This window comes from Brachybacterium sp. GCM10030268, from assembly GCF_042666305.1.
Taxonomy (GTDB): domain Bacteria; phylum Actinomycetota; class Actinomycetes; order Actinomycetales; family Dermabacteraceae; genus Brachybacterium.
The window spans coordinates 438,335-450,483 of sequence record NZ_JBHTCW010000002.1; the positions used below are offsets into that span (position 1 = coordinate 438,335).

The window sequence follows — 12,149 nt, forward strand, 5'->3', positions numbered from 1 at the left end:
TTGACCGAGCGGTTCAGCGCGCGCTGCCCCGTCCCCGATCCGTCCCATCCTGGTCACAGGACCTCCACCGCGCCGGTCCCCTGCGCGTGCGCACGCCCCACATGGAAGCCCTACGATCGTGTCCGAGGGCGATGGCGCCCTCTGCCGAGATCTCACCGTCCCCACGTCCACCGTTCCTGGCACGGTGACAGAGGAGAGGACCACGTTGTCCCCGTCATCCCCGCCGCACGCCCCGCGCTCCGAGCGCCGCTCCACCACGCTGACCATCGAGGACGTCGCCGCTCAGGTCCGCACCTGGCTCGAGGCGGCTCGCGAGCGCCCCGTCCCGGGCCCCGCCAGGCTGCTGTCCGACCTGCTGCGCGACCCGCAGGGCCTGGACTTCACGCTGTCGTTCGTGGATCGCGTGATCCGCACCGAGGACCCTCGCGCCGCCGCGGTCGAGCTGCGCCGTCTGGCCCAGGATCCACCGGCGTTCCTGCCGCCGGCATTGCGTCGCGTCGTGGCCCTGGGAGGTACCGGCTCGCGGGTGGCACCGTCGGTCGTGGTGCCGACCGCGCGGGCCGCGATGCGCGCGATGGTCTCCCACCTGATCCTCGACGCCCGCAGCGGCCCGCTGTCCCGCTCGATCGCCCGTCTCACGGCCGACGGGACGAAGCTGAACATCAACCTGCTCGGCGAGGCCGTGCTCGGGGCGCAGGAAGCGGCGCGCCGGCTCGAGGGTGTGCGCGAGCTCGTCGCTCGAGACGACGTCGGCTACGTGTCCATCAAGGTCTCCTCGATCGTGGACCACCTGCCCCTGTGGGCCGCCTCCCAGACCGTCGACCACATCGTGGAGACGCTGCTGCCGCTGTACCTGGACGCCGCCCACGAGGACGAGCCGACCTTCATCAACATGGACATGGAGGAGTACCACGACCTGGAGCTGACGCTTCAGGTCTTCGAGAAGCTCCTGGACCGTCCCGAGCTGGCGCATCTGCGCGCCGGCATCGTGCTGCAGGCGTACCTGCCCGATGCTCCCAGCGCGATGGCCCGTGTGCGCGCCTTCGCCGAGCGCCGCGTCGCGGCCGGCGGCGCGCCCGTCAAGGTGCGGCTGGTCAAGGGTGCGAACCTGGCGCTGGAGAAGGTGGACGCCTCGATCCACGGGTGGACGCAGGCTCCGCTGCTGACCAAGGAGCAGACCGACGCCCAGTACAAGCGGATGCTGATGGAGGCGCTGGACCCGCAGCGGCTGGAGGCCGTGAACCTGGGCGTGGCCGGCCACAACCTCTTCGATGTGGCCTTCGCGCACCTGCTGATGCGCGAACGGGGCATCCCGGCCGGTCCCGGCAGCGGCGTCGAGTTCGAGATGCTCGCCGGCATGGCACCCGGCCAGCAGGCCGTCGTGCGTGAGGCGACCGGCACCATGCGGCTGTACGTGCCCGTGGTCCACCCCCGTCACTTCGATGTGGCCGTCTCCTACCTGGTGCGTCGGCTCGAGGAGAACGCCTCCTCGGAGAACTTCCTCTCGGCCGCCTTCGAGCTCGACACCTCACCAGAGCTGTTCGACCGCGAGGAGCTTCGCTTCGCGCGCGCCCTGGACCGGGCTCTGCGGACGACGTCCGTGCCCACTCATCGCGACCAGGACCGGGGCGCCGAGAGCGACGCCGGTCCGGCCCAGCTCGGGTCCCCGGCACTGCCCGCGGTCCCCGGGGCTTTCCGCAACACTCCGGACACCGACATGTCCACCGCGCCCAATCAGGCGTGGGCCGAGCGGATCACTCATCGCGTACGCGCCTCCACGCTCGGTGAGGACGAGGTGCGCGCGGCGCGCGTGGAGAGCGTCGAGGGAGTCGGCGAGGTCATCGGCCGCGCCCTGGACGCCCAGCACGGGTGGGCGGCACTCGGTGTCGAGAAGCGTGCGATGGTGCTCCGTCGCGTCGCGGGCACCCTTGCCGCTCACCGCGCGGAGCTGCTCGAGGTGATGGCCTCGGAGACCGGCAAGACGCTCGACCAGGGTGACCCCGAGGTCAGCGAGGCCATCGACTTCGCCCTGTACTACGCGGAGCAGGCCGAGCGACTGGACGCCCTGAGTGACGTGCGCTTCTCACCGCGTGCACTGACTCTGGTCACGCCGCCCTGGAACTTCCCGGTCGCGATCCCCACCGGCGGCACACTGGCGGCGCTGGTCACCGGCAGCGCCGTGATCATGAAGCCCGCTCCGCAGGCACGCCGCTGCGGAGCACTCATCGGCCGGCTCCTGCTCGAGGCCGGTGTCCCCGAGGGCGTGTTCACCCTCGTCGACGTGCCCGAGAACGAGGTGGGCCGGGCGCTGGTCACCGATCCCCGGATCTCCCAGCTCATCCTGACCGGCGCCGCCGACACGGCCGCGATGTTCGCCTCGTGGCGGCCCGGGCTGCGGATCCTCGCCGAGACCAGCGGCAAGAACGCAATCGTGGTGACCCCGCATGCCGACCTCGACCTCGCGGCCAGCGACGTCGCCGCCAGCGCCTTCGGTCACGCCGGGCAGAAGTGCTCGGCCGCCTCACTGGTGATCGCCGTCGGCTCCGTCTCCCACTCGCGCAGGTTCTCCGCCCAGCTCGCCGACGCGGTGCTGAGCCTGCACGTCGGCGAGCCGAACGACGGCACCGTGCAGATGGGGCCCGTCATCGAGCAGCCCGGCGAGAAGCTCGCCTCCGGGCTGACCGAGCTCGGGGACGGGGAGACCTGGCTCGCCAGGCCACGTCAGCTCGACGACGAGGGGCGCCTGTTCACCCCGGGTGTCCGCACCGGCGTCGAGGAGGGCTCCGCCTTCCATCTCACCGAGTACTTCGGACCGATCCTCGGTGTCATGCATGCCGACACCCTCGAGGACGCGGTGCGCCTCCAGAACGGCACCGACTTCGGCCTCACCGCGGGGCTCCAGTCGCTGGACCCCGACGAGATCGCCTGGTGGAGCCAGCATGTCGAGGCGGGCAACCTGTACGTGAACCGGGGTATCACCGGAGCCGTGGTCCAGCGTCAGCCGTTCGGCGGCTGGAAGCGCTCCTCGATCGGGCAGACCGCGAAGGCCGGCGGCCCCAACTACCTCGTCCATCTCATGGACGCCTCCGATCCCGAGGACGTCGCGGCCCGCGACGAGGCGGCATGGCTGGAGGATGCACGCCACTCGGATCGCCAGTACTGGGCCGGCACGTTCGCCCCGCGCGACGTGCAGGATCTGCACGGCGAGATCAATGTGCTGCGCCACCTGCCGATCCCCACACTGGTGCGGGCCGCCGCGGGCACCCGTCCCGTCGACCTGCAGCGGGTGCTGCACGCCGCCGCGACCGTCGGCGCCGAGATCGAGGTGTCCGTCGCGGATCGGGAACTGGTGCAGGTGGCCCTGGCGGCCGGCGTCGCGGAGTCCCGGGTTCGGCTCGAGGACTCCGGCGCCTTCGCGGAGCGGATCCCCGCGGTCCCGCAGCCGCGCATCCGTCTCATCGGGCACGCCGACGAGGCGCTCCGCACCGCGATGGCCGCACACACCGAGATCGCCCTGTTCACCGGAGCGGTCGTCGCCAGCGGCCGGGTCGAGCTGCTCTCGTTCCTGCGCGAACAGGCCATCAGCGCCACCGATCATCGCTACGGCAACCCACTGCCCCACCGGCTGGACCTCACCGGTGGTGCGGGCTGGTCGCGCGGTCCGGCCCCGACCGGCTGAGCCGCGGGAGCCGGGCGCAGGACCCGGTACCGGACATCTCGGGCGTTCAGGAACGTTCCCGGGGAAGCTGGTGCGCTGCGTCACAGAAGGCTGTAGCGTGGATCGGCCCCCTCCCCCGAACGCACACAGAGGTGCTTCTCCATGACTGACCAGGGTTTCCCCGCCGCACACCGTCGCTCGGCCCGAGATGCTCCCGGCAGCTCCGGCCCCTCGCGACGCGGCATGCTCGCCGCCGGCGCGGTCACGGGCACCGCCGCCCTCGCCGCGGCCCCGTCGGCCCTCGCGGCGCCGACGCCGCCCGCAGTGACCGTGCCGGCCGAGCAGCCGGCCCCGGACGGCCGGCCGGTGCCGCCGAAGGAGGCGGCCGCTCGGGCGGTCGCGGCGACCGACGCCCTGCTGACATACTTCGCCGCCGAGAACGATCCGGACATGCTCCTGGAGCAGTACCCGCGCCAGGAGGGCGATCCGGAGTTCAGCTATGTCTGGCCACTGTCCCAGGCCCGCGCCGCCGTGACCGAGCTGATCGCCGCGTTCGCCAAGGGCGGCCCCAAGGTCGATACCGGCGACCTGGACCTCGACGCGGCCGACGCCTCCCTCATCCGCGCCCAGGAGCACTACTGGTACCCGCAGGGCGGGACCACCGGGCTGCCCGGGTACACCGCGGCCACGGACTCGGAGCAGGGCGCCCACGGCGACTTCTTCTACGACGACAACGACTGGATCGCGCTGATCGAGATCGAGCAGCATCTGCTCAGCGGCGGCGAGAAGGGCGACCTCGACCGTGCCCGCCAGCTGCTGGACCTGTTCCGCTCCGGGGAGTCCACCGACCCGAGCCTGGCCTCCCCCGGTGGCATCGAATGGACCCAGGGTGACTGGAACCAGGATCGCAACACGGTCTCCACCTTCCCCTCCGCCAAGGTCGCCCTGCGCCTCCACCAGATCACCGGTGAACAGCAGGCCCTCGAGGACGCTCTGCGCTGGATGGACTGGGGACGCTCGACCCTTCTGGCTCCCGAAGGTCTGTACTGGGACAACATCAAGCCCGACGGGGAGATCGACCGCACCTTCTGGGCGTACAACCAGGGCGTGCCGCTGGGCACCGAGGCTCTGGCGTACCAGATCACCGGCGACCGGGAGCATCTGGACAACGCTCTGAGCCTGGTGGAGGCGATCATCGCTCACTTCCAGCCCTTCGAGGAGGGCGGCGAGCTCGATGCACAGCCCATCCAGTTCTCCGCCATCATGCTCTCGAACCTGCTGATGGCCGAGTCGATCCTCGGTGGCGAGGTCCAGGGTCGCGCGATTACCCAGGCCTACGCACAGCGACTGTGGGAGAACCGCCGCGATCCCGAGACCGGTCTGGTGACCGATTCGCGCGAGAGCGAGTCCGGAGTGCACCTCCTGGACCAGGCCGGCTTCGCCCGCAGCCTCGCCCTCGCGGTCATGCCCCGTCCGCTCTGGCAGCACCTGAGCTGACCCGCGGCACGACGAGACACGCACGCGGGGTCCTGGCCGACGCTGAGCGGCCAGGACCCCGCGCCGCGGTCAGGCGTTGCTGATGGAGCCGACGCGGGCGCCCTCGGGCACCTCGCCGCCCTCTTCACCGAGCACGGCGTCACCGATCACGGAGACGTCTGCCCCGAAGGTCCAGTCCCCCTGGACATCGAGACTCTTCGCCTCCCGCAGCGAGGGCACGCCCTGGGGGAAGCGCAGCTCGAAGTCCTGGATCAGCTTGTAGGGCTCCGGGGCGAGCGTGATCGTCGGGGCGGAGTCGACCTGCTGGACCAGCGCGGCGCGCCCGTCCAGGGTGTACGCGTCGGAGCGGACCAGCATCAGGTCGCTGGTGGACTTCACCGGCAGGAACCGATCGCGGCCGACGACGATCGCGGTCGCCCCCTCGAACACCTCGATCGCCGCGCCCATCGCGGATTCGATCTGGTAGACCTTCGGGCTGGTCTTGTCGGCGGGATCCACGGTCTTCTCGTTGCGGATCAGCGGCAGCCCCATCACGCCCTGTCGCTCCTCGAGCACGGCGGACAGCTGCTCGAGGTCGAACCACAGGTTGTTGGTGTGGAAGAACGGATGACGGTGCTCGTCGGTGAAGTAGTCCATCTCCTCCTCCGGCGTCTGCGCGGTGTCACGCAGGATGAGCCGCCCGTCGGACTTCCGCACGGCGAGATGTCCGCCCTTGCGATCCGCCGGGGTGCGGGGGCACAGCTCGGCGGCGTACGGGGCTCCGGTGGAGGCGAACCAGGCCGCCAGGACGGGACTGGGCACGGTGCCGAGGTTGTCGGAGTTCGAGACGGAGGCGTACTTGAAGCCGGCATCCAGCAGCTGCTGGAGAACGCCCGAGGTCTGCAGCGCGGTGTAGATGTCGCCGTGGCCGGGCGGGCACCATTCCAGCGCCGGGTCCTGCGGCCACTGGACCGGGGTGAGATCGTCAGCTCGCAGCTTGGGTTCCTTGTTCTGCAGGAAGTCCAGCGGGAGGTCGCCGACGGGCAGGTCGGGATACTTCTCGAGCACCGCCAGCGTGTCCTCGCGGGTGCGGAAGGAGTTCATGAAGATCAGCGGCAGCCGGGATCCGGTCCCCTGCCGCGCCGCCAGGACCTGCTCGACGATGATGTCCAGGAAGCTCTTGCCCTCACGCACAGGCAGCAGGGACTTCGCCTGGTCCAGCCCCATCGAGGTGCCGAGGCCGCCGTTGAGGTTGATGACGGCGAGCTGATCGAAGACCTGCTTGGCGTGCGCCGGATCGATGGTGACGTCCTCGAGGCGGGGCGGATCGAGGTAGGGCTCGATCGTGTCCTCGGGGATCGTTCCCGTCACGCCCTCCTCGAGCTGACCGTAGTAGTGGGTGAAGACGTCGATCGCGGTCTGCGCGACTCCGTCGTCGGCCATCTTCTTCTGCGCTGCAGAGAGTCCTTCAGTGCTCATGGCCACAGGGTATCGGGCTCCCGTCGCCGCAGCATCGCCGACGCCGACCATCCGATCGACGCGATCCGGTGCGTGCTCGCGGATGCCGCGTCCCGGCTCACTCCTCCGGGTCGGGCCAGTCCAGATCGTTCGCGGCGACCCAGTCGATCGCACCGCTGAGACGGTCCGGCGCGGCGGCGAAGTCCTCGAGCACCCGGAAGGCCAGCTCACCGCTGATGAACGTCCCCATCGGCACCTGTGCCTGATTCGGCTTCACCAGGAACCCGTGCAGCAGCTGCCGGTTTCCCACGCTCATCACCGTCGGCTGCAGGCGGCCGTCCGCCTCCACGCGGCTCCAGGCCAAGGAGAACCCGCGCCCCGGGTAGTACTCGTAGGAGAGCGTCGGGCCGTGGGGACGCTTGGGGAGGGTGCTGAGGACATCGGCATCCTTGGCCGAGGCCGCGGTGACGAACCCGTCGGAGCCGAACTCCGCATCGTCCTCGTCACCCACCAGGAAGAACGGCCGCAGCTCTGCCACGTCGTACTCGTGGCGCCCCGAGGCCGGGTCGCCGCCGGGCAGATAGACGTGCGAGGTGTGGACACGGGGCATGGGTGCTCCTCGGGAGTCGTCGGCGGCCGTCAGCGGGCTGGCCGCCGATTCTGCCATCCGGGCGGGCGCCGGCACCGTGCTGTCCACACCGTGCTGTCCGCGCCGCCCCGCAGACGCTTCTGTGCACCGCGCCGAGCAGGTCGTCCGCGCGGGGGCGAGCTTGTTCGTAGACTGGTGCGCTATGAGCACAGTCCTGTCCGCGGTCGCCTGGCCGTATGCCAACGGTCCCCGCCATATCGGCCATGTCGCCGGTTTCGGCGTCCCCTCCGACGTCTTCTCGCGCTACATGCGCATGGCCGGTCACGACGTGCTCATGGTCTCCGGCACCGATGAGCACGGCACGCCGATCCTGGTCGCCGCCGACGCCGAGGGCGTCAGCGCCCAGAAGCTCGCCGACCGCAACAACCGCCTCATCGTCGAGGACCTCGTCGCCCTGGGACTGTCCTATGACCTCTTCACCCGCACCGTCACCCGTAACCACCAGCAGGTGGTCCAGGACATGTTCGTCACCGTGCGTGACAACGGGTACATGATCGAGAAGACCACCTCCGGTGCCATCTCGCCCTCGACCGGGCGCACTCTGCCGGACCGCTACATCGAGGGCACCTGTCCCATCTGCGGCGCCGGCGGCGCCCGCGGCGATCAGTGCGACAACTGCGGCAATCAGCTCGACCCCACCGACCTCATCGACCCCGTCTCCCGCATCAACGGCGAGACCCCGCAGTTCGTGGAGACCTCCCACTGGTTCCTGGACCTCCCGGCCCTGGCCGGCGAACTGGGCCGGTGGCTGGACGAGCGCGAGGGGACGGGTCTGTGGCGACCCAACGTGATCCGATTCAGCCAGCACATCCTCGAGGACATCAAGCCTCGTGCGATGACGCGCGACATCGACTGGGGCATCCCGGTGCCGGGCTGGGAGGACCAGCCGAACAAGCGCCTGTACGTCTGGTTCGACGCCGTGGTCGGCTACCTGTCCGCCTCGATCGAATGGGCGCGCCGTTCCGGTGACCCGGAGGCCTGGCGTCGCTGGTGGAACGATCCGGACGCCCTGAACTACTACTTCATGGGCAAGGACAACATCGTCTTCCACTCCCAGATCTGGCCGGCCGAGCTGATCGCGCAGAACGGCGCGGGCGACAAGGGCGGCGAGCCCGGGACCTTCGGGGAGCTGAACCTGCCCACCGAAGTCGTCTCCAGCGAGTTCCTCACCATGGAGGGCAAGAAGTTCTCCTCCTCCAAGGGCGTGGTGATCTACGTGCGCGACGTGCTGGAGCGGTACCAGCCCGACGCGCTGCGCTACTTCATCTCGGCCGCCGGTCCGGAGAACCAGGACGCCGACTTCACGTGGGTCGACTTCGTCTCCCGCACCAACAACGAGCTGGTCGCGGGCTGGGGCAACCTCATCAACCGCACCGCCGCGATGATCGCCAAGAACGTCGGGGAGATCCCGGCGGCCGGTGAGCTGGAGGAGATCGACGAGCGTCTCCTGGCGGCGATCCGAGAGGGCTTCACGACCGTCGGCTCGCTGATCGAGGCCCACCGTCAGCGCGCCGCGATCGCCGAGGTCATGCGGCTGGTCGGCGAGGCCAATCGCTACGTCTCCGAGACCGAGCCGTTCAAGCTCAAGAGCGAGGAGCAGCGGCCGCGGCTGCTGACGGTGCTGCACGTGCTCGCCCAGGCCGTCACCGACCTCAACACGATGATGGCCCCGTTCCTGCCGCAGTCCGCCAACGCCGTGGAGAAGGCGCTGGGCGGGGACCGCCAGATGGCGCCGATGCCCCGGATCGAGGAGGTCGAGGATCTCGACGGCGGCCCCGGGTACCCGATCATCACGGGTGACTACACCGACGTGCCGGCGTGGGGACACCGTCCCGTCGCGGTCGGGCAGACGGTCGTCAAGCCCACCCCGATCTTCGTCAAGCTCGACCCGGCGGTCGCGGAGCAGGAGCTCGAGCGCCTCGAGGCGGCGGCGGAGGACTGATCCCCGGCCGGGCCGGGGCACCGGAACGGTACAGAGCGTAGGCTTGCTACTTACAGTTTCTCGAGAACTGTCAGTAAGGGGCCACCATGGGGACAGATCATTCGCACGCCGACGCCGCCTCGCCGATGACTTCGAGCCTCCCCGTGCCGCCGATCGGTCAGCGGGCGGGTACCTGGACCGTGCCCGATACCGGACTGCACTCACGGCGGGCGAGGACCGCGGGCACCGGCAGGTACCACGCCGCCGTGCCCGCTCGGCTCGCCGAGAGCGACTGGCGCGTCCCCTCCGATCTCGCGGCCGACGTGGCCGACGCCGAATCCGCTCTGGTGGCCCTGGACCGCGACGCCGCGACCTCGCTCCCACAGACCGGCGACGCGTCGCCATCACGGGGACCGGTCCTCGGTCCGATGAGCGCGATCCTGCTGCGCACGGAGTCGGCGTCGTCCTCGCAGATCGAGGACCTCACCGTGGGCGCCCGCCAGCTGGCCCTCGCCGAGCTGCAGGAGTCGGCCAGCGCCAATGCCCGGGTGGTGGTCGCGAACGTGCGTGCCATGGAGTCGGCGATCGCCCTGTCGCGCCGGCTGGATGTCGGCGCGGTGCTGACGATGCAGCACGCCCTTCTCGGCGAGGACGCGGTGCACGGACAGAGTGCCGCCGGGCTGCGCGAGCAGCTCGTATGGATCGGCCGCAACGGCCATTCACCCGTCGGCGCCGTGTTCGTCGCCCCGGAGCCCGCGGACGTCCCCGCGGCGATGGAGGACCTGATGGCGTTCGTCGGCCGTGAGGACCTGCCTGTGCTGCTGCATGCGGCGCTGGCGCACGCACAGTTCGAGACGATCCATCCCTTCACCGACGGCAACGGTCGTACCGGTCGCGCGCTGGTGCACGCCATGCTGCACGGGAAGGGACTGCTCTCGACCCTCGCGCCGCCGATCTCCGCCGGCCTGCTGCGGGAGCTGGAGGGATACACCGACTCGCTCACGGCGTTCCGCGCCGGGGATGCACGGCCGGTGGTCGAGCGCTTCGCGCAGGCGGCCCGATACGCCGCCGCGACCGGCCGGCAGCTCATCGGCTCGTTGTCGGCGCAGCTGGATGGTGACCGCCGCCGCCTGGGGGGTCTGCGCCCCCAGGCGGCGGGGTGGAGGCTGCTGCCGCTGCTGGTGGGACAGCCGGTGCTCAACGCCGCCTATGTGCGCTCTGCGCTCGGCACGTCCGACACCACCGCGCAGCGGGCCATCTCGCAGCTCGCCGACGCTGAGATCCTCACCGAGCGGACAGGCGCCTCGCGGAACCGCGTTTGGCAGCACTCGGGGATCCTGGACATCCTCGATGAGTACGCCGAGGCGATCCGGCGCCCCGGGTGAGCGCCGCCCGGGACCGCGGGGATCCCGAGCCGCAGGCTCCCGGGCCGCGAACGGCTCAGTGGCCCGCGGGCTCCGGGATCTCGTCGAACTCCTCCGGCTTGCGGACGAACCAGGCGAGCACGACCGGCACCAGCACGATCATCGCCGCCAGCAGGAACGCAGTGCGGGCGCCCGGGGCACCGGCCGCCGCCGTCTCCAGGCCCTCGGCCTGACCCGCGTGCAGGACGCTGGAGTACAGCCCGATCAGCATGGCCACACCGACGGCCCCGCCGACCTGCTGCAGCGTGTTCAGCGCGGCCGAACCGTGCGAGTACAGCTTCGGGACCAGCGAGCCCAGCGACGCCGAGAACAGCGGCGTGAAGGACATCGCAAGGCCCACCGACATACCGGCCTGGACGATCATCAGCACCACCACCGGGGTGCCGTGCGCGGTCATCGAGTAGAACAGCAGCGCCCCGGCGATCAGCAGCGTGCCCGGCACCAGCAGGGTCCGAGGGCCGCGGGCGTCGTAGACGCGACCCATCACCGGGCCCAGCAGGCCCATCAGGATGGAGCCGGGCATGAGGATCAGGCCGGAGGTCACGGCGTTCAGACCGACCACGTCCTGCAGGTACAGCGGCAGCAGGTTCAGCGTGCCGAACATCGCCAGCGCCACGATGCCCATGATGACGACAGCGAGGGTGAAGTTGCGCGAACGGAACACGCGCAGGTCCAGCAGCGCGGCGCCGGAACGCTGCAGGACGATCTGACGCCAGGCGAACCCGGCCAGGACCACCGCTCCGAACACGAGCAGGATGACGCCGGTGCCGATGGCGGACGTGCCGGGAATCGTGGCGGCGGAGATCTCCGCGCCTTCGGCGGAGCCGAACAGACTGAGCCCGTAGACGATGGTGCCGAAGGACAGGGCCGACAGGACGATCGAGAAGATGTCGATCGGGGCGCGGGTGGACTCACCGAGGTTCGTCATCCAGCGAGCGCCGAGCAGCAGCGCGACGATGGCGATGGGCAGCACGATGCCGAACAGCCAGCGCCAGCCCAGGGTGTCCAGGACGATGCCGGACATCGTGGGGCCGATCGCCGGTGCGAGCGAGATGACCATGCCGACCCGGCCCATCATGCGGCCCCGCGAGGACGGGGGCACGACGTCCATGATCGTGGTCATCAGCAGCGGCATCATCACGCCGGTGCCTCCGGCCTGGATGATGCGGCCGGCCAGCAGCATCGGGAAGCCGCTGGCGACCATGCACACCAGGGTGCCCACGGCGAACGTGGTGATCGCGGCCAGGAACACCTGGCGCGTGGTGAACCGCTGCAGGATGAAGCCGGTGGTCGGGATGACCACGGCCATGGTGAGCATGAAGGAGCTGGTCAGCCATTGACCCAACTCGGGCGGCAGGCCGAGATCCGCATTGAGGTGCGGGATCGCGATACCCATCGTGGTCTCGTTGAGGATGGCGACGAACGCCGCGACCAGCAGCAGCCAGATGACCCGCATTCCCTGCGGGTTGATCTGGGGCTGGGAGGGCGGCGCGGTGGCGGTGTCGGTCGTAGTCATGCGACTCCTGCACGGTCAGCGCACCCCGGCGGAGGCCGCCGACGTGC

7 protein-coding genes are annotated in these 12,149 nt (G+C 70.3%); 4 read left to right on the top strand and 3 right to left on the bottom strand.

What is annotated here, in order from left to right; all coding sequences use genetic code 11:
• Positions 1 to 205 precede the first annotated feature (205 nt).
• Positions 206 to 3,679, top strand: coding sequence for a bifunctional proline dehydrogenase/L-glutamate gamma-semialdehyde dehydrogenase (locus tag ACFQRD_RS05000; RefSeq protein ID WP_377016761.1), 3,474 nt, complete (start codon positions 206 to 208; stop codon positions 3,677 to 3,679).
• 141 nt (positions 3,680 to 3,820) lie between these two features.
• Positions 3,821 to 5,155 (top strand): glycoside hydrolase family 76 protein, encoded by a 1,335-nt coding sequence (locus tag ACFQRD_RS05005; protein WP_377016758.1) that lies wholly within the window; start codon positions 3,821 to 3,823, stop codon positions 5,153 to 5,155.
• A gap of 69 nt (positions 5,156 to 5,224) precedes the next feature.
• On the opposite strand, the gene ACFQRD_RS05010 is transcribed toward ACFQRD_RS05005, so the two are convergent.
• Together ACFQRD_RS05010 and ACFQRD_RS05015 are read right to left on the bottom strand one after the other, a co-directional pair.
• Positions 5,225 to 6,613, bottom strand: coding sequence for a UTP--glucose-1-phosphate uridylyltransferase (locus ACFQRD_RS05010; protein WP_377016756.1), 1,389 nt, complete (start codon positions 6,611 to 6,613; stop codon positions 5,225 to 5,227).
• Positions 6,614 to 6,710: 97 nt separating this feature from the next.
• A complete protein-coding gene (locus ACFQRD_RS05015) occupies positions 6,711 to 7,202 on the bottom strand; it encodes a hypothetical protein (RefSeq protein WP_377016754.1) in 492 nt (163 codons plus the stop codon).
• 181 nt (positions 7,203 to 7,383) lie between these two features.
• On the opposite strand from ACFQRD_RS05015, the gene metG reads away from it, so the two are divergent.
• Together metG and ACFQRD_RS05025 are read left to right on the top strand one after the other, a co-directional pair.
• Positions 7,384 to 9,183, top strand: a complete 1,800-nt coding sequence (metG, locus tag ACFQRD_RS05020; RefSeq protein WP_377016752.1) for a methionine--tRNA ligase — start codon at positions 7,384 to 7,386, stop codon at positions 9,181 to 9,183.
• Between the two features lie 86 nt (positions 9,184 to 9,269).
• Positions 9,270 to 10,547, top strand: a complete 1,278-nt coding sequence (locus ACFQRD_RS05025) for a Fic family protein (RefSeq protein ID WP_377016750.1) — start codon at positions 9,270 to 9,272, stop codon at positions 10,545 to 10,547.
• Between the two features lie 55 nt (positions 10,548 to 10,602).
• On the opposite strand, the gene ACFQRD_RS05030 is transcribed toward ACFQRD_RS05025, so the two are convergent.
• On the bottom strand, positions 10,603 to 12,102 hold the full coding sequence (locus ACFQRD_RS05030; RefSeq protein WP_377016748.1) for an MDR family MFS transporter: 1,500 nt from the start codon (positions 12,100 to 12,102) through the stop codon (positions 10,603 to 10,605).
• Positions 12,103 to 12,149: the final 47 nt, after the last annotated feature.